The organism is Pseudomonas parafulva (assembly GCF_000800255.1).
GTDB lineage: Bacteria > Pseudomonadota > Gammaproteobacteria > Pseudomonadales > Pseudomonadaceae > Aquipseudomonas > Aquipseudomonas boreofloridensis.
The window spans coordinates 2,982,137-3,000,555 of record NZ_CP009747.1 but is presented as its reverse complement, the minus strand read 5'-3'; the positions used below and the strand labels follow the sequence as shown (position 1 = coordinate 3,000,555).

At 62.5% G+C, this 18,419-nt stretch carries 15 protein-coding genes; 10 read left to right on the top strand and 5 right to left on the bottom strand.

Annotation, left to right across the window (positions count from 1 at the left end; all coding sequences use genetic code 11):
• Positions 1–92: 92 nt before the first annotated feature.
• Both dapD and NJ69_RS12905 read right to left on the bottom strand, forming a co-directional pair.
• Complete coding sequence (dapD, locus tag NJ69_RS12910) at positions 93–1,127, bottom strand: 2,3,4,5-tetrahydropyridine-2,6-dicarboxylate N-succinyltransferase (RefSeq protein WP_039579608.1); 1,035 nt, start codon at positions 1,125–1,127, stop codon at positions 93–95.
• 35 nt (positions 1,128–1,162) lie between these two features.
• Positions 1,163–1,510: an ArsC family reductase gene (locus NJ69_RS12905; protein ID WP_039579606.1), complete on the bottom strand. Its 348-nt coding sequence runs from the start codon at positions 1,508–1,510 to the stop codon at positions 1,163–1,165.
• A 271-nt stretch (positions 1,511–1,781) separates the two neighbouring features.
• Here NJ69_RS12905 and NJ69_RS12900 point away from each other — a divergent pair, with 271 nt between their 5' ends.
• On the top strand, positions 1,782–3,428 hold the full coding sequence (locus tag NJ69_RS12900; protein ID WP_039579603.1) for a Na+/H+ antiporter: 1,647 nt from the start codon (positions 1,782–1,784) through the stop codon (positions 3,426–3,428).
• Positions 3,429–3,437: 9 nt separating this feature from the next.
• On the opposite strand, the gene dapC is transcribed toward NJ69_RS12900, so the two are convergent.
• From dapC to map, 3 genes are read right to left on the bottom strand one after another with little or no spacing between them, the layout of a single operon-like run.
• On the bottom strand, positions 3,438–4,637 hold the full coding sequence (dapC, locus tag NJ69_RS12895) for a succinyldiaminopimelate transaminase (protein WP_039579601.1): 1,200 nt from the start codon (positions 4,635–4,637) through the stop codon (positions 3,438–3,440).
• Positions 4,638–4,658: 21 nt separating this feature from the next.
• Positions 4,659–7,358: a [protein-PII] uridylyltransferase gene (locus tag NJ69_RS12890; RefSeq protein WP_039579599.1), complete on the bottom strand. Its 2,700-nt coding sequence runs from the start codon at positions 7,356–7,358 to the stop codon at positions 4,659–4,661.
• A 23-nt stretch (positions 7,359–7,381) separates the two neighbouring features.
• Positions 7,382–8,164, bottom strand: coding sequence for a type I methionyl aminopeptidase (gene map / locus NJ69_RS12885; protein ID WP_029613416.1), 783 nt, complete (start codon positions 8,162–8,164; stop codon positions 7,382–7,384).
• A gap of 354 nt (positions 8,165–8,518) precedes the next feature.
• Here map and rpsB point away from each other — a divergent pair, with 354 nt between their 5' ends.
• The 9 genes from rpsB (at position 8,519) to bamA (ending at position 18,378) form a co-directional block, all read left to right on the top strand.
• Positions 8,519–9,256 carry a 30S ribosomal protein S2 gene (gene rpsB / locus NJ69_RS12880; RefSeq protein WP_039579597.1) on the top strand — a complete coding sequence of 246 codons (738 nt, stop codon included), beginning with the start codon at positions 8,519–8,521 and terminating at the stop codon, positions 9,254–9,256.
• A 186-nt stretch (positions 9,257–9,442) separates the two neighbouring features.
• Positions 9,443–10,306, top strand: coding sequence for a translation elongation factor Ts (gene tsf / locus NJ69_RS12875; protein WP_039579595.1), 864 nt, complete (start codon positions 9,443–9,445; stop codon positions 10,304–10,306).
• A gap of 178 nt (positions 10,307–10,484) precedes the next feature.
• A complete protein-coding gene (pyrH, locus tag NJ69_RS12870) occupies positions 10,485–11,228 on the top strand; it encodes a UMP kinase (protein WP_029613419.1) in 744 nt (247 codons plus the stop codon).
• Positions 11,225–11,782 (top strand): ribosome recycling factor, encoded by a 558-nt coding sequence (gene frr, locus NJ69_RS12865; protein WP_029613420.1) that lies wholly within the window; start codon positions 11,225–11,227, stop codon positions 11,780–11,782. The genes pyrH and frr overlap by 4 nt, the downstream gene beginning before the upstream one ends.
• A 15-nt stretch (positions 11,783–11,797) precedes the next feature.
• Positions 11,798–12,553 carry a polyprenyl diphosphate synthase gene (uppS, locus tag NJ69_RS12860; RefSeq protein ID WP_029613421.1) on the top strand — a complete coding sequence of 252 codons (756 nt, stop codon included), beginning with the start codon at positions 11,798–11,800 and terminating at the stop codon, positions 12,551–12,553.
• Entirely contained in the window at positions 12,553–13,368 is an 816-nt protein-coding gene (locus NJ69_RS12855; protein WP_039579592.1) for a phosphatidate cytidylyltransferase, read from the top strand. The genes uppS and NJ69_RS12855 overlap by 1 nt, the downstream gene beginning before the upstream one ends.
• A complete protein-coding gene (ispC, locus tag NJ69_RS12850) occupies positions 13,365–14,555 on the top strand; it encodes a 1-deoxy-D-xylulose-5-phosphate reductoisomerase (protein WP_039579590.1) in 1,191 nt (396 codons plus the stop codon). The genes NJ69_RS12855 and ispC overlap by 4 nt, the downstream gene beginning before the upstream one ends.
• Positions 14,556–14,600: 45 nt before the next feature.
• The gene (gene rseP, locus NJ69_RS12845; protein ID WP_039579586.1) at positions 14,601–15,953 is read left to right on the top strand and encodes an RIP metalloprotease RseP; all 1,353 of its coding nucleotides are present in this window, start codon (positions 14,601–14,603) and stop codon (positions 15,951–15,953) included.
• A 76-nt stretch (positions 15,954–16,029) separates the two neighbouring features.
• Entirely contained in the window at positions 16,030–18,378 is a 2,349-nt protein-coding gene (gene bamA, locus NJ69_RS12840; protein WP_029613425.1) for an outer membrane protein assembly factor BamA, read from the top strand.
• Positions 18,379–18,419 lie beyond the last annotated feature (41 nt).

Below are 18,419 nucleotides of genomic sequence, written 5' to 3'. Positions count from 1 at the left end.
GCGGGGCCTGGAATGAAAATCGGGTCTGACAGCAATTGCCAGACCCGATCTTAGCACTTCGAACCGCTGGGGGTGGGCGCGCGGCCTGCCACTCAGTTGTGTGCGTGCAGTGCCTCGTTCAGCTCGATCGCCGACTTGTGGGTTTTGCACTCCACGGCGCCGTTGAGCGAGTTGCGGCGGAACAGCAGGTCGGTTTGCCCAGCCAGGTCACGGGCCTTGACCACCTTGACCAGCTCGTTGTGTTCATCCAGCAGGTTCACTTTGGTGCCTGCGGTGATGTACAGACCGGCTTCGACGGTGTTGCGGTCGCCCAGCGGGATACCGATGCCGGCGTTGGCGCCGATCAGGCAGCCTTCGCCGACCTTGATGACGATGTTGCCGCCGCCGGAGAGGGTGCCCATGGTCGAGCAGCCGCCGCCCAGGTCCGAGCCCTTGCCGACGAACACACCGGCCGACACACGGCCTTCGATCATGCCCGGGCCTTCAGTGCCGGCGTTAAAGTTGACGAAGCCTTCGTGCATGATGGTGGTGCCTTCGCCAATGTAGGCGCCCAGGCGCACGCGGGCGGTGTCGGCGATGCGCACGCCGCTCGGCACCACGTAGTCGGTCATCTTCGGGAACTTGTCCACCGAGATGACTTCCAGCAGTTCGCCTTTCAGGCGTGCTTCGAGTTGCTGCTCGGCCAGTTCGCTCAGGTCGATGGCGCCCAGGTTGGTCCAGGCGACGTTCGGCAGCAGCGGGAAGATGCCGGCCAGGGAAACGCCATGCGGCTTGACCAGGCGATGCGACAGCAGGTGCAGCTTGAGGTACGCCTCGGGGGTGGAGGTGAGCGCAGCGTCTTCGGCGATCAGCGTCGCCACCAGCGGCTTGTGGCTTTCGGCCAGGCGGGTCAGCAGTGCATGCTGGTTGGCGTCCACGCTTTTTACGGCGTCAGCCAGTTGCGCGGCCTGGGCCGGGCTGAAGGCGATGGCCTGGTTGCCACCCTCGTAGCCGAGGATCGGGCTGATGGCGGCGACCAGTTCGGCGCTCGGTGCGACCAATGGCTGTGCGTAGAAGACTTCCAGCCAGGTGCCCTGGCGGTTCTGGGTGCCGACACCGAAGGCCAGGCTGAACAAAGTGGTGGACATGCAATTACCTCGTACGAAAAGGGTATGGAGCGAATTCAGGTGAGGGCTGCGGCGTACTGGTCCGGCTTGAAGCCGACCAGCGTGCGCTCGCCCAGATCGAGCACCGGACGCTTGATCATCGACGGTTGCGCCAGCATCAGCTGGACGGCCTTGGCCTGATCCAGATCGGCCTTGCTGGCGTCGTCGAGTTTGCGGAAGGTGGTGCCAGCGCGGTTGAGCACGACCTGCCAGCCATGCTCGTCGCACCAGCGCTCGAGGCTGTCACGGTCGATGCCTTGGGTCTTGTAGTCGTGGAAGGCGTAGTCGATGGCCTGTTCGTCAAGCCAGGTACGGGCCTTCTTCATGGTGTCGCAGGCTTTGATGCCGTAGAGAGTGTATGCCATTGAATGCCTGGGCCGTCGGCGCTGGCCGAGCCGACCCTATACTCCTCGAAGAATGGGTGGGGGCGATTATGCGGGATCGATGCCGAGGGCGCCACGGCTGGCTGCCCTGTGCTTTGGAACCCTTTATGTCATGTCCGGTCGAGTAGCATGGGCCAGAGCGCGCCATGCGCCTGCGACCATCGTTCAGCGGCAGCGCTGGCCACGAGCCGGTAACATCGGCCATGACCGATCCGTTGGTCAGTTCTACACCCCGCAGTCAGGAAACCTTGCGATGCAGTCAGCCTATACCGTCCTCATCCTGCTGATGCTGGTGAGCGTTTCCAAGTTGCTCGGGCGCCTGTTGCCGCTGCCGCTGCCGTTGGTGCAGATCGGCGCCGGAGCGCTGCTGGCCTGGCCGACCCTGGGCCTGCATGTGGCCCTCGATCCCGAGCTGTTCCTGTTTCTGTTCCTGCCCCCGCTGCTGTTCGCCGACGGCTGGCGCATGCCCAAGCGCGAGCTGTGGCGCCTGCGCGGGCCGGTGGTGGGGCTGGCGGTCGGGCTGGTGCTGTTCACCGTAGTGGGCGCGGGCTACTTCATTCACTGGATCCTGCCGAGCATTCCCTTGCCTGTGGCCTTCGCCCTGGCCGCCGTGCTGTCGCCCACCGACGCCGTGGCCGTGTCGGCGATCACCCAGGACCGTCTGCCCAAGCCGCTGATGCACATGCTCCAGGGCGAGGCCTTGATGAACGACGCTTCGGGCCTGGTGACCTTCAAGTTCGCCCTGGCGGCGGCCATCACCGGTGTGTTCTCCCTGGCGGACGCCAGCCTGAGCTTCGTCCTGGTGGCCATCGGCGGGCTGGCGGCGGGCGTTGCGCTGAGCTGGCTGGTGGGGCGCTTGCGCGCCTGGATGATCGCCCGTGGCTGGGACGATCCGGCGACCCACGTGGTGTTCATGCTGCTGTTGCCCTTCGCGGCCTATGTGCTGGCCGAGCGCCTGGGCGTGTCGGGTATTCTGTCGGCGGTGGCGGCGGGCATGATGCAGAGCTGGCTCGACCTGCTGCCGCGCCAGACCAGTACACGCCTGCTCAACCGCAGTGTCTGGTCGCTGCTGGAATTCGCCTTCAATGGCTTGATCTTCCTGCTGCTGGGCTTGCAACTGCCGGACATCATCAAGGCGGTCGTCAGCCACGAAACGTCGCTGTGGCCAACCTTGGCCTGGCGTTGCCTGGACGTGGTGGCGATCTTCGTGGCGCTGGTGCTGCTGCGTTACATCTGGGTGCAGAGCGTCTGGCGCGCCATCGGCGCGGTGCGGCGTTGGCGTGGCAAGCCGGCCTTGGTGATGGTGCCCAGTGCACGCTCCTGCTGGCTGTTGACCCTCGGCGGCGTGCGCGGTGCGGTGACCTTGGCCGGTGTCATGTCGGTGCCGCTGCTGATCAGTGCCGGCCAGCCTTTCCCCGAGCGCGACCTGCTGATCTTCATTGCCGCCGGCGTGATCTTGCTGTCGCTGGTCAGTGCCTGCATCGCGCTGCCGCTGCTGTTGCGCGGTGTCACGCTGAGCCCCGACGAGCGCCTGCATGAGGAGGTGAAGGAGGCGTGGCGACGCACCGCAGAGGCCGCTGTGCATGCGCTGGAGGCCGAGGATGTGGTGGATGCCGGTGCCGAGCAGGACGCGGCCCTGGCCACCCAGGCCGTCGAGCTCAAGGCACGGCTGATGGCCGAGTACCGCGACCAGTTGAAAAGCTACAGTGACACGGCCGAAGCCCGCGCCCTGGCCGAGCAGATGGACCTGCTGGAGCGCCGCCTGCGCCTGCGCGCGTTGCGCGCTCAGCGCCTGGAGCTTTACAGCCTGCATCGCCAGCACCTGGTCGGCGATGAAGTGGTGCGTCAGGTGCTGGGCGAGCTGGACATGAGTGAGGCGAATCTGGGAACGGTGCGCTAGCGCAGCATTTCAGCCGCGAGCCTGGAGAAACGCGCGGATCCGCTGCGCCGCCTCGATGCACTCGGCCAGCGGTGCCACCAGCGCCATGCGCACGCGCCCGGCTCCAGGGTTGACGCCGTCCACGTCACGGGACAGATAGGAACCCGGCACTACGGTCACGTGCTCGGCCTGGAACAGGTCGCGGGTGAAGTCGGCATCGCAGCCCGGCACCTTGGCCCACAGGTAGAAGCTGCCATCGGGGCGCTGGACATCCATCACCGGCTGCAGAATCTGCAGCACCGCTTCGTACTTGGCGCGGTACTGGTCGCGGTTGGCACGCACATGGGCTTCGTCCTGCCAGGCGGCGATGCTGGCCAGTTGGGTCTGCACCGGCATGGCGCAGCCATGGTAGGTCCGGTACAGCAGGAAGGGCTTGATGATCTCGGCGTCGCCCGCCACGAAGCCTGAGCGCAGCCCTGGCAGGTTGGAGCGCTTGGACAGGCTGTGGAACACCACGCAACGCTTGAAGTCGTTGCGACCCAACTCCGCGCAGGCGCTGAGCAGACCCGGTGGCGGCGCCTCTTCGTCGAAGTACAGCTCGCTGTAGCATTCGTCGGCGGCGATCACGAAGTCATGCTCGTCGGCCAGCGCGATCAACTGCTTGAGGGTATCCATCGGCACCAGTGCGCCGGTCGGGTTGCCCGGCGAGCACAGGAACAGGATCTGGCAACGCTGCCACACCTCGGCTGGCACGGCGCCGAAGTCCGGGTTGAACCCGTTGCTTTCCAGGCACGGCAAGTAGTGCGGGGTGGCTCCGGCCAGCAACGCTGCGCCTTCGTAGATCTGATAGAAGGGGTTGGGGCTGACCACCAGGCCGTCGTCAGCCCGGTTCACCACCGCCTGGGTGAAGGCGAACAGTGCTTCGCGGGTGCCGTTGACCGGCAGGATGTGCCGCTCGGCGTCCAGCCAGCCAGCCGGTACGCCGAAGCGCCGCTCGCACCATTGGCCGATGGCCTGGCGTAGGGCGGGCAGGCCCAGGGTGCTGGGGTAGACCGCGAGCTTGTCAAGGTTGTCGGCCAGAGCCTTGGCGACGAACGCCGGGGATTCGTGCTTCGGCTCACCGATCGACAGGGCGATGGCGCGTTTGTCCGCCGCAGGCTTCACGCTGCCCAGCAGGGCGCGCAGCTTTTCGAAGGGGTAGGGCTGAAGCTGGGTCAAGGCATGGTTCATCGGCGCAAGGTCTCGTAATCGTCAGAAGGTCACGCGGGTGGCGCTGCTATCGTGGGTCTGGCCGGCCTGCAACTGCTGGACGATGGCTTCCTGCAGGCGGCTGCACAGGTGCGGGTCGGACAAGGGCTGGTTGTCGGCGTCGGTGATGAAGAACACGTCTTCCACGCGCTCGCCGAGTGTGGCGATCTTGGCGTTCTGCAGCGACAGGTCGAACTCCAGGAAGATTCGCCCCAGGCGCGCCAGCAGACCGGGGCGGTCCGGGGCGATGATCTCGAGGATGGTCACCGGCCGCTGGGCGTCGTTGTGGATGGTCACCTGCGGGGCGAAGTTGAAGTGCTTGAGCTGGCGCGGCACGCGACGCTGGATGATGGTCGGATAGTCCTCGGGGTTGCGCAGGGCTTCGGTCAGCCCTTCGCGGATCTGCTTGACCCGCTGCGGGTTGTCGCCGATCGAGCCCCCGTCATTGTCGAGCACGATGTAGGTGTCGAGGGTGAACTGGCTGCTGGAGGTGATGATGCGCGCATCGTGGATGTTCAGGTTGAGCTGGGCCATCGCTGCCACGGTCACGGCGAAGAAATCATGCTGGTCGGGGGCGTAGATGAAGATCTGCGTGCCCCCTTCGAATTCGCGCTGGGTGGTTTCCTTGATCAGCACCAACGGGCCACCGTCGGCCGGCTGCTGCAGGATCGCATCGCTGTGCCAGGCCACATCGGCGGCAGTGTGCTTGAGGAAGTAGTCATCGCCCAGTTGCGACCAGAGCTGTTCCACGTCATCAGGGTCGGTGCCCTCGCGAATCAGGATGTCCAGCGCGGCGCTCTGGGTTTGCCGGATCTGCTCTTCGCGGTCCAGCGGGTTTTCCAGGCCTCGGCGCAGCGCCCGCTTGGTCTCGGTGTAGAGCTGGCGCAGCAGGCTGGCGCGCCAGGAGTTCCACAGGCTCGGGTTGGTGGCGTTGATGTCGGCCACGGTGAGCACGTAGAGGTAGTCCAGGCGCGTTTCGTCGCCCACGTGCAAGGCGAAATCGTGGATGACCTGAGGGTCGGAGAGGTCCTTGCGCTGGGCGGTGGTGGACATCACCAAGTGGTTCTGCACCAGCCAGACGATCAGTCTGGAGTCCCACGCCGGCAACTGATGGCGTTCGCAGAAGGCTTGGGCGTCGACGGCGCCAAGCTCGGAGTGATCGCCCTGACGGCCCTTGCCGATGTCGTGGTAGAGGCCTGCCAGGTAGATCAGCTCAGGCTTGGGCAGGCGCCCCATGAGCTTGCTGGCCAGCGGGAATTTCTCCGACACCGGGGTGTACTGCAGCTTGCGCAGGTGCTTGATCAGGTTGAGCGTGTGCGCATCGACCGTATAGATGTGGAACAGGTCGTGCTGCATCTGCCCGACGATCAGGCCGAACTCCGGCAGGTAGCGGCCAAGGATGCCGTAGCGGTTCATGCGGCGCAGGTTGCGGTGGATGCCGATCTCGCACTTGAACAGCTCGATGAACAGGCTGGTGTTGCGGATGTCGTGGCGGAACTTGTCGTCGATCAGATGACGATGCTCGCGCAGCAAGCGCACGGTATCGGCGCGAACGCCTTTTATTTCCGGGTGCTGGGCCATCAGCACGAACACTTCGAGCATGGCGAAGGGCGTGCGCTTGAACACGTTGGGGCTGACCGCTTCTATATAGCCATCGTGCACGCGAAAGCGCGCATTGAGCGGCTGAGTGCTACCGCTGTCATCGGCCAGGATCACTTCCTCGAAGTGCTGGATGATCAGGTCGCACAGCTGGCTGATGCTCATCACCACCCGGTAGTACTGCTGCATGAACTGCTCGATGGCGCGCTTGGGGTTGTCGTCGCCATAGCCGAGCAGCGTGGCGATGCTGCGCTGGTGGTCGAACAGCAGGCGATCCTCGGCGCGCCCAGCGAGCATGTGCAAGGCATAGCGCACGCGCCAGAGAAAGGCCTGGGAGGAGGCCAGCAGTTCGTTCTCGCTTTCCAGCAGGAAGCCTTCGCCGGCCAGGGCGTTGAGGTTGAGCGTGCCGTATTGACGGCGCGCGACCCAGAGCACGGTCTGGATATCGCGCAGACCGCCGGGCGAGCCTTTGACGTTGGGCTCGAGGTTATATTCGGTGTCGTTGTATTTGTGGTGCCGGGCCTGAAGTTCGGCGCGCTTGGCCAGGAAGAACGCCTTGCTCGGCCACATGTGCGCCGTACTGGTGACTTCCAGCATGCGCTGACGGAGAGATTCAGGGCCGGCCACGGTGCGACTTTCCATCAGGTTGGTGATCACCGTCAGGTCCGCTTGCGCCTGTTCGGCGCATTCCTCGACCGTGCGAACGCTCTGTCCGACTTCCAGGCCGATGTCCCACAGCAGAGTCAGGAAGCGCTCGATAGCATCGCGGTACTGTTCGTGCTCGGCACAGTCGAGCAGGATCAGCAGGTCGATGTCCGACCAGGGGTGCAGTTCGCCGCGGCCATAGCCGCCCACCGCCACCAGGGCGATGCCGTTCAGGTTGCCCCAGTCGAACTGATTCCAGGCCTGCTGCAGGATGTTGTCGACGAACCAGGCGCGATCCTCGATCAGTTGGCGAATCTCGGCGCCTTCGCGAAAGCGCCTGTCGAACACCTCGCCGGCCTGGCGCAAGGCTTTCTTGAAGGCGGGGATGGGGCTTGCCTTGAGCGCCAGCTCCGCTTGGAACTGGCCGCGATCGAACAACTCGGGATCCACCTGGGGCATCGGGTCGCCTTCCTGAATTGAATTTACGCCGAGGTTCGGGCGATGGTGTCGTCTTTGCGCAGGGTGAAGATTTCGTAGCCTGTGGCGGTCACCACGAGGGTGTGCTCCCACTGTGCCGAGAGCTTGTGGTCCTTGGTCACCGCCGTCCAGCCGTCGCCCAGCACCTTGGTGTCGGCTTTGCCCTGGTTGATCATCGGCTCGATGGTGAAGGTCATGCCTTCCTTGAGTTCCATGCCCGTGCCGGCCTTGCCGTAGTGCACGATCTGCGGCTCTTCATGGAACACTCGGCCAATGCCGTGACCGCAGAACTCGCGCACCACGGAGAAGCCGTTCTTTTCCGCATGCTTCTGGATCACTTCGCCGATGTCGCCCAGGCGGCAGCCTGGCTTGACCAGTTCAATGGCTTTGTACAGGCATTCCTGGGTGACCTTGGACAGCCGCTCGGCCCAGGGCGCGACGCTGCCGACATGGAACATGCGGCTGGTGTCGCCGTGGAAGCCGTCTTTGATCACGGTCACGTCGATGTTCAGCGTATCGCCGTTCTTGAGCGGCTTGTCGTTGGGAATGCCGTGGCAGACGACATGGTTGATCGAGGTGCAGATCGACTTGGGAAAGCCCTTGTAGTCGAGCGGAGCGGGGATCGCTTGCTGGACATCGACGATGTAGTCGTGGCAGAGGCGATTGAGCTCCTCGGTGGTCACACCGGGCTTGACGTGCTCTTCGATCATCTCCAGAACTTCGGCGGCCAGGCGGCCGGCGATGCGCATCTTCTCGATGTCTTCTGCGGTTTTGATGGTAACGGTCATGACAGGCTCTCTACGGCGCCAAGCGGCGCACAACAAAACGGGAAAACCGGCATTCTATCAGAGCCGCCAGCGGCACGCGGCACGCGATAAGCCTCAAGCTGCAAGCTTCAAGCGGCAAGCCGCTGAGTCATCCTCCACCGCTTCCTCTTGCAGCTTGTAGCTCGAAGCTTGTAGCTCGCAGCTCTTTCTACCCGTGGGAGTCTGTGGTATAACATGCGCCGCTTTCGGGGGTGTCCCCGTCAGCCCTAACCCACACACGTGTCGACACGATGGCCTGGGTGCCCGGGATCTTAGGGTCCGTGGGTTGGTCATTGGGATACGTGGAGGCCCAACCCGACTTATCAAGGAACTATCATGTCCCAAGTCAACATGCGCGATATGCTGAAGGCCGGTGTGCACTTCGGCCACCAGACCCGTTACTGGAACCCGAAAATGGGCAAGTACATTTTCGGCGCGCGCAACAAGATCCACATCATCAACCTGGAAAAAACCCTGCCGATGTTCAACGACGCACTGTCGTTCGTCGAGCGCCTGGCCCAGGGCAAGAACAAGATCCTGTTCGTCGGCACCAAGCGTTCGGCCGGCAAACTGGTCGCCGAGCAAGCAGCACGCTGCGGTTCGCCGTATGTCGACCACCGCTGGTTGGGCGGCATGCTGACCAACTACAAAACCATCCGTGCTTCGATCAAGCGTCTGCGCGACCTGGAAACCCAGGCCGACGATGGCACCTTCGCCAAGCTGACCAAGAAAGAAGCCCTGATGCGTTCGCGTGATCTGGAAAAACTGGATCGCAGCCTGGGCGGCATCAAGGACATGGGCGGTCTGCCTGACGCACTGTTCGTCATCGACGTTGATCACGAGCGCATCGCGATCACCGAAGCCAACAAGCTGGGCATCCCGGTCATCGGCGTCGTCGATACCAACAGCAGCCCGGAAGGCGTCGACTACATCATTCCAGGTAACGATGACGCCATTCGCGCTATCGAGCTGTACATGACTTCGATGGCTGACGCTGTCATCCGCGGCCGCAACAACGTTGCTGGCGGCACCGAAGTCTACGCTGAAGAAGCGGCGGCACCAGCGGCCGAGTAATTGACGCCCAGCGTCTACTTGGTACGCGAAAAGGGGGCTTGGCCCCCTTTTTGCCACCTGAAATCCTCCTGTCAGCCGACGGGCGCATCATGTGCCGGGCAGGTGTGAAGACAGTGGATTTGCAGATTTAGAACGCCCGTGATGCACGGGTGGAATGGTTGAAAAACTTTCCAAGAGGATTTTGAAATGGCAGCAATTACTGCAGCGCTGGTCAAAGAACTGCGCGAGCGTACCGGCGAAGGCATGATGGATTGCAAGAAGGCCCTGGAAAAGGCCGGCGGCGACATCGAAAAAGCCATTGACGACATGCGTGCCTCGGGCGCCATCAAGGCCGCCAAGAAAGCCGGCAACGTCGCCGCTGAAGGCGCCATCGCAGTCAAGACCGACGGTAAATCCGCCGTTCTGCTGGAAGTGAACTCGCAGACCGACTTCCTGGCCCTGCAAGACGACTTCAAGAACTTCGTCGCCGAAAGCCTGGAAGAGGCCTTCGCTCAGAAACTGACCGACGCTGCTCCGCTGATCGCTTCGCGTGAGGCTGCTCGTGAGGCCCTGGTCGCCAAGTGTGGCGAAAACGTCAACATCCGTCGCCTGGTGCGCGTTGAAGGTGACGTTGTCGGTGCTTACCTGCACGGCAACAAGATCGGCGCTGTCGTCGTTCTGAAAGGCGGTGACGTTGAGCTGGCGAAGAACATTGCCATGCACGTTGCAGCCTCGAACCCCGAGTTCCTGGATTCGTCGGAAATCTCCGCCGAGGCCATCGAGCGCGAGAAGGGTGTCTTCCTGCAACTCAACGCCGACAAGATCGCCGGCAAGCCGGAAAACATCGTCGAGAACATGATCAACGGCCGTATCACCAAGTTCAAGGCAGAAGCCTCGCTGAAAGAGCAGGCGTTCGTCATGAACCCGGAAGTCAAGGTCGGTGATCTGGCCAAGAAAGCCGGCGCCGAAATCGTTTCCTTCACCTACTTCAAAGTCGGCGAAGGCATCGAGAAGCCGGTTGACAACTTCGCTGAAGAAGTTGCCGCCCAGGTCGCTGCCGCCAAGCAGTAAGACAGCCCCGTCTGTCGCCCCGAAGAGGCTGCCCGCTCACGCGCGCAGCCTCTTTGTCAAAGCGCGCGCGGTTTATCAGGCCGCTGTTCGCTGACGCATACGCTGCGTCACGTTAGAGTTACGCGTAGGCTGATACAGCCCGCCAGATTTTTTACAAACGCCGCAGGAGAGATTCGCAATGGCTCAGCAGGGTAGTGGTCATCAGGCTCGCTATAAACGCATTCTACTCAAACTTAGCGGCGAGGCCCTGATGGGCTCGGAAGAGTTCGGGATCGACCCCAAGGTCCTGGATCGCATGGCGCTGGAAGTCGGCCAGCTGGTCGGCATCGGCGTTCAAGTCGGCCTGGTGATCGGTGGCGGCAACCTGTTCCGTGGTGCAGCCCTCAGTGCTGCCGGCATGGACCGAGTGACTGGCGACCATATGGGCATGCTGGCTACCGTGATGAACGCTCTGGCCATGCGCGATGCCTTGGAGCGGGCGAACATCACCGCCGTCGTCATGTCGGCGATTTCCATGGTGGGGGTGACCGATCATTATGATCGTCGCAAGGCCATGCGCCACTTGAACGCCAAGGAAGTGGTGATCTTCGCCGCCGGCACCGGCAACCCCTTCTTCACCACCGACTCCGCCGCTTGCCTGCGCGCCATCGAAATCGATGCCGACGTGGTATTGAAGGCAACCAAGGTGGATGGCGTATACACTGCAGACCCATTCAAAGACCCGCATGCCGAGAAGTTCGATCATCTGTCTTACGATGAAGTGCTGGATCGCAAGCTGGGCGTGATGGACCTGACGGCAATCTGCCTTTGCCGTGATCACAAGATGCCGCTGCGTGTCTTCAATATGAACAAGCCCGGCGCCCTGCTGAATATCGTGCATGGTGGTGCTGAAGGAACTCTGATCGAGGAAGTTCAAAAATGATCAACGAAATCAAGAAAGACGCTCAGGAGCGGATGAAGAAGTCGCTGGAGTCGCTGGCCCATGCCTTTGGCCAGATCCGTACCGGCAAGGCGCATCCAAGCGTACTCGGTAGCGTGATGGTGCCCTACTATGGCACCGACACCCCGCTGACCGGCGTGGCGAACGTGACCGTCAAGGACAACCAGACGCTGCAAGTGGTGCCTTTCGAGCGCAACATGCTGGCCGCAATCGACAAGGCTATCGGCAGTGCCGGTCTGAACCTCAACCCGACCAACCTGGGCGAGCTGCTGCTGGTCAAGATGGCGCCGCTGACCGAAGAGACCCGCAAGGGCTTCACCAAGCAGGCCCGAGCGGCCGCTGAAGATGCACGTGTGGCAGTGCGCAACATTCGTCGTGATGCGCTGGGCGACTTGAAGAAGCTGTCCAAGGACAAGGCAATCAGCGAGGACGAAGAGCGTCGCGCCAGCGCCGACATCGACAAGCTGATCAAGGATTTCGAGGCGCAGATCGCCAAGGCTACGGAAGACAAGGAAAAGGACCTGATGGCCGTCTGAGGCCGGGGTTTTTTCATGGATAAGACCAAGCTGGCGGCACCGTCTGTGGTGCCGCGTCATGTCGCGATCATCATGGACGGCAATAACCGCTGGGCGAAGAAGCGCCTGTTGCCCGGTGTTGCCGGGCACAAGGCGGGCGTCGATGCGGTACGTGCGGTGATCGAGGTCTGTGCCGAGGCGAAGGTCGAAGTGCTCACGCTCTTCGCCTTCTCCAGCGAGAACTGGCAGCGTCCGGCCGATGAAGTGGGGGCGTTGATGGAGCTGTTCTTTTCGGCCTTGCGCCGCGAAGCCAAGCGCCTGAACGACAACAACATCAGCCTGCGCATCATCGGCGATCGTTCGCGTTTTCATCCGGAATTGCAGGCGGCAATGCGCGAAGCCGAGGCGCTGACAGCCGGCAATGACCGCTTCATTCTTCAGGTCGCGGCCAACTATGGCGGGCAATGGGATATCGCCCAGGCGGCTCAACGTCTCGCACGCGAAGTGCAGGCTGGCCACCTGAGGGCCGATGACATTACCCCTGAGTTGTTGCAGACCTGCCTGGCGACCGGCGATTTGCCGCTGCCCGACCTGTGCATCCGCACCGGTGGCGAGCACCGCATTAGCAATTTCCTCCTTTGGCAGTTGGCGTACGCCGAACTGTATTTCTCCGACCTCTACTGGCCGGACTTCAAACACGAGGCCATGCGCACCGCGTTGGCCGATTTCGCTTCGCGCCAGCGCCGCTTCGGTAAGACCAGCGAGCAGGTCGAAGCTGGAGCCCGTGCTTAATGCTTAAACAACGCATCATTACCGCGCTGATCCTGCTGCCGGTCGCGCTGGGCGGATTCTTCCTGCTCGGCGGCGCCGACTTCGCGCTGTTCATCGGTTTCGTGGTCACCGTCGGCGCCTGGGAATGGGCACGTTTGGCCGGGCTGACCGCCCAGCCGCTGCGTCTGGCCTACGCCGCCGTGGTCGCCGGGGCGCTGATGCTGCTCTACCTCATGCCCGACCTGGCGCCCTGGGTGCTGGGCGCTTCGGTGATCTGGTGGGGGTTGGCGACCTGGCTGGTGCTGACCTATCCACGCAGCAGCGAACTGTGGGGCAGTGCCGCCTGCCGGCTGCTGATCGGCCTGCTGGTGCTGCTGCCGGCCTGGCAAGGCCTGGTGCTGCTCAAGCATTGGCCGCTGGGTAACGGCTTGATCCTGTCGGTGATGGTGCTGGTCTGGGCGGCGGATATTGGCGCTTATTTCTCCGGGCGTGCCTTCGGCAAGCGCAAGCTGGCGCCGCAGGTGAGTCCTGGCAAGAGCTGGGAAGGTGTCTACGGCGGCATGGCGGTGAGCCTGCTGATTACGCTGGTTGTCGGTCTGGTGCGCGACTGGGGCATAGGACAGATTCTGCTCGGCCTGGTCGGCGCGCTGATCGTGGTCATGTCGTCGGTGGTTGGAGATCTGACTGAAAGCATGTTCAAGCGCCGCGAAGGCATCAAGGACAGCAGTAATCTACTGCCTGGGCATGGCGGCGTGCTCGACCGTATCGACAGCCTGACAGCGGCGATTCCCATGTTCGCCGTGCTGCTCTGGGCGGCCGAATGGGGTGTGATGTGAGCCAAGTGCAGCGCATCACCGTGCTCGGGGCGACCGGTTCGATCGGCCTGAGCACCCTGGACGTGATCGCCCGTCATCCCGAGCGCTATCAAGTGTTCGCCTTGACTGGCTACTCGCGTCTGGACGAGTTGCTGGCGCTCTGCCTGCGACACCGTCCAGCCTATGCGGTCGTGCCCGATGCCCGTTCAGCGTCTCGCCTGCGTGACGGGCTGGCGGCGGCAGGTTGCGACTGCGAAGTACTGGAAGGGGAGGCTGGGCTCTGTCAGGTCGCCTGCGCCAGCGAAGTGGACGCGGTAATGGCCGCCATCGTCGGTGCAGCGGGATTGCGTCCCACCCTGGCAGCCGTGCGCGCCGGCAAGAAGGTGTTACTGGCCAACAAGGAAGCGCTGGTGATGTCCGGCGCGCTGTTCATGCAAGCGGTGCGCGACAGCGGCGCCGTGCTGCTACCCATCGACAGCGAGCACAACGCAATTTTTCAGTGCCTGCCTGGGGATTATTCCCGAGGTCTGGCGCCGGTGGGGGTGCGTCGCATCCTGCTGACGGCGTCCGGCGGGCCCTTCCGCGAAACCTCGGCGGCCGCGTTGATGGATGTCACGCCCGAGCAGGCTTGTGCTCATCCCAATTGGTCGATGGGGCGCAAGATTTCCGTCGATTCGGCCAGCATGATGAACAAGGGGCTCGAGCTGATCGAGGCGTGCTGGCTGTTCGATGCCGCCCCTTCGATTGTGGAAGTGGTGGTGCATCCGCAAAGCGTCATTCATTCGCTGGTCGACTACGTCGACGGCTCGGTACTGGCGCAGTTGGGCAATCCTGATATGCGTACCCCGATCGCCAATGCGCTCGCTTGGCCGCAGCGAATCGATTCGGGTGTTGCGCCGCTGGACCTGTTCGCGATAGCGCGCCTGGATTTCCAGGCGCCCGACGAGCAGCGCTTCCCGTGTTTGCGACTGGCGCGTGCGGCAGCCGAAGCCGGCAATAGCGCTCCGGCCGTGCTCAATGCGGCCAACGAAGTGGCGGTGGAGGCATTCCTCCAGGGGCGTATCCGCTTCCCGGAAATCGCGAGTATGATCGAGCAGGTCCTCGAGCAGGAGCCGGTCGTCGCGCTGGCTTCGCTGGAGGCTGTGTTCGCCGCCGACCAGCGTGCCCGGGAGCATGCCCAGGCATGGTTGAGGCGCCACGGTCGCTGACCCCTGTCGGCCAAAAGCCCGGCTGAACAGCATTCGGAGATGGATATGACAGCGCTCTACATGATCATCGGCACCTTGGTGGCGTTGGGTGTACTGGTCACGTTTCATGAGTTCGGCCACTTCTGGGTGGCGCGCAAGTGCGGGGTCAAAGTGCTGCGTTTTTCGGTGGGCTTCGGCACGCCGCTGCTGCGCTGGCATGATCGCCACGGCACTGAGTTCGTCGTCGCGGCGATTCCGCTGGGTGGCTACGTCAAGATGCTCGACGAACGCGAAGGCGACGTTCCATCTGCACTGCTCGGGCAGTCGTTCAATCGCAAGCCGGTGGGGCAGCGTATCGCGATCGTCGCTGCCGGTCCGATCGCCAATTTCCTGCTGGCGATCCTGTTCTTTTCGATAGTCGCCATGCTCGGCAGCCAACAGGTGCGTCCGGTCATCGGTGCGGTGGAGTCGGGCAGCCTGGCGGCGTCAGCGGGTCTGATGCCTGGGCAGGAAATCGTTTCCATCGATGGCAAGCCGACCAACGGTTGGTCCGCAGTCAACTTGCAGTTGGTTCGGCGCCTCGGCGAGAGCGGAAGCCTGCGCGTCGGTGTGCGCGACGAGGGCGCCACGCTCGAGCGTCAGCATGAGATCAGCCTGGACCATTGGCTCAAAGGGGCCGACGAGCCTGATCCGATCCAGTCACTGGGTTTGCGTCCATGGCGTCCGGTATTGCCGCCGGTGCTGGCCGAGATCGATCCGAAAGGCCCGGCAGCCGCGGCGGGCATGAAGGCCGGCGATCGGCTGCTGGCGCTGGACGGGACGGCCGTGAGCGACTGGCAGCAAGTCGTCGACCGGGTCCGTGCCCATCCCAAGACCCAGGTTCAGGTGCGCCTCGAGCGAGACGGCGCGCAGTTGGAGCTGCCGGTGACCCTTGCCAGCAAGGGCGAGGGCCAGGCGGCAGCAGGCTACCTCGGTGCGGGCGTCAAAGGTGGCGAGTGGCCGGCGAACATGCTCCGCGAGGTCAGCTATGGACCGCTCGAAGCGGTCGGCGAGGGCTTGTCGCGGACCTGGAACATGAGTGTCCTGACCCTCGAATCGCTGAAGAAAATGCTCTTCGGCGAGCTCTCGGTAAAAAACTTGAGCGGACCGATAACCATTGCTAAAGTGGCGGGCGCTTCAGCCCAGTCGGGCGTTGGGGATTTCCTGAATTTCCTGGCCTACCTGAGCATAAGCCTGGGGGTTCTGAACCTGCTGCCCATCCCGGTACTGGATGGGGGGCATTTGCTGTTTTACCTGATTGAGTGGGCGCGCGGTCGTCCGCTTTCCGATCGGGTGCAAGGTTGGGGGGTCCAGATCGGTATCAGTTTGGTCATAGGGGTGATGTTGCTCGCCCTGATCAACGATCTGGGTCGACTTTAACGCTTCGCTCTATTGCGAACCTGCCGCCGTACTGCGGTGGCGGGTTGTTTATTGCCAGTTGGAATAAAAGGACTTCATGAAACGTCTGCTGCTAACTGCGGTGCTCTCCGCACTGATGATCGCTGAAGTTCACGCCGAGTCCTTCACCATCTCCGATATTCGTGTCAACGGCCTGCAGCGGGTTTCCGCCGGCAGCGTGTTCGGCGCGTTGCCGTTGAATGTGGGCGACCAGGTCGATGACCGGCGCTTGGTGGAGTCCACCCGTTCCCTGTTCAAGACCGGGTTCTTCCAGGACATTCAACTGGATCGCGATGGCAATGTCCTGATCATCAACGTGGTCGAGCGCCCATCGGTGTCGAGCATCGAGATCGAAGGCAACAAGGCGATCAGCACCGACGACCTGATGAAAGGCCTCAAGCAGTCCGGTCTGTCCGAAGGCGAGATCTTCCAGCGCGCGACCCTCGAAGGCGTTCGTAACGAACTGCAACGCCAGTACGTGGCCCAAGGTCGCTACTCGGCTGAGGTGGACGCCGAAGTGGTGCCGCAGCCACGTAACCGCGTCAGCCTGAAGATCAAGATCAACGAAGGTACGGTTGCTGCCATCCAGCACATCAACGTGGTGGGCAACACCGTATTCGGCGATGAAGAGCTGTCTCAACTGTTCGAGCTGAAGACCACCAACTGGCTGTCGTTCTTCAAGAACGATGACAAGTATGCACGCGAGAAATTGTCCGGTGATCTGGAACGCCTGCGTTCCTACTACCTGGACCGCGGCTACATCAACATGGACATCGCCTCCACTCAGGTGTCCATCACGCCGGACAAGAAGCACGTCTACATCACCGTCAACGTCAACGAAGGTGAAAAGTACACCGTTCGTGACGTGAAGCTGTCCGGCGACCTCAAGGTGCCGGAAGACCAGGTCAAGTCGCTGATGCTGGTCCAGCCCGGTCAGGTGTTCTCGCGCAAGGTCATGACCACCACGTCCGACCTGATTACCCGACGCCTGGGTAACGAAGGCTACACCTTCGCCAACGTCAATGGCGTTCCGCAGCCTAACGATCAGGATCACACCGTCGACATCATGTTCGTCGTCGATCCGGGCAAGCGTGCCTACGTCAACCGCATCAACTACCGCGGCAACACCAAGACCGAAGACGAAGTATTGCGTCGTGAGATGCGTCAGATGGAGGGCGGCTGGGCCTCCACTTACCTCATCGACCAGTCCAAGACCCGTCTCGAGCGCCTGGGCTTCTTCAAGGAAGTCAACGTCGAGACTCCGCCTGTGCCGGGCACCGATGACCAGGTCGACGTCAACTATGCGGTCGAGGAGCAGGCGTCCGGCTCGATCACCGCCAGCGTTGGTTTCGCCCAGAGCGCCGGCCTGATTCTCGGTGGCTCGATCAGCCAGAGCAACTTCCTCGGTACCGGTAACAAGGTCTCCATCGGTTTGACCCGCAGCCAGTACCAGACCCGCTACAACTTCGGTTTCGTCGATCCCTACTTCACGCCAGACGGCGTGAGCCTGGGCTACAACGCCTTCTATCGCAAGACCGACTATGACGACCTCGACGTCGACGTGGCCAGCTATGCGGTGGACAGCCTGGGTGCCGGAGTCAGCCTGGGGTATCCGATCAGCGAAACCTCGCGCCTGACCTACGGCCTGACCGTGCAGCAGGACAAGATCAAAACCGGTCGCTATACCGTGGATGAGATCTTCGACTTCCTCAACAAGGAAGGCGATAGCTTCCTGAACTTCAAGGCGTCGATCGGCTGGTCCGAATCCACCCTGAACAAAGGCGTTCTGGCGACCCGTGGTCACTCTCAAAGCCTGACGTTGGAAACCACCGTTCCGGGCAGCGACCTGTCGTTCTACAAGCTCGACTACCGCGGCCAGGTGTTCAAGCCTCTGAGCAATGACTACACCCTGCGTCTGCACACCGAGCTGGGTTATGGCGATGGATTTGGTGGCACTTCGGGTCTACCGTTCTACGAGAACTACTACGCGGGTGGTTTCAACTCCGTGCGTGGCTTCAAAGACAACACCCTTGGGCCGCGAAGCACGCCTAGCTCGGGTCGAAACCCAGGCACCATTCGTGATCCCGATCAGGATCCGTTGGCCTTCGGTGGTAATGTCCTGGTGCAGGGCGGTGTCGAGTTGCTGTTCCCGCTGCCGTTCGTCAAAGATCAGCGCTCGCTGCGCACCTCGGTATTCTGGGATGTGGGTAACGTCTTCGACACCAATTGTGGCTCCAAACCGGACTGCGCCAAGGTCGGCTTCTCGGACATGGCAAGCTCGGTGGGCCTGGGGGTAACCTGGATCACCGCGCTGGGCCCGCTGAGCTTCAGCCTGGCGATGCCGGTCAAGAAGCCGGACAACGCCGAAACCCAGGTATTCCAATTCTCTCTGGGCCAGACTTTCTAAGCAGGCCCTTGCTTAACGACAACGGTTTATCCAGGAGTGCA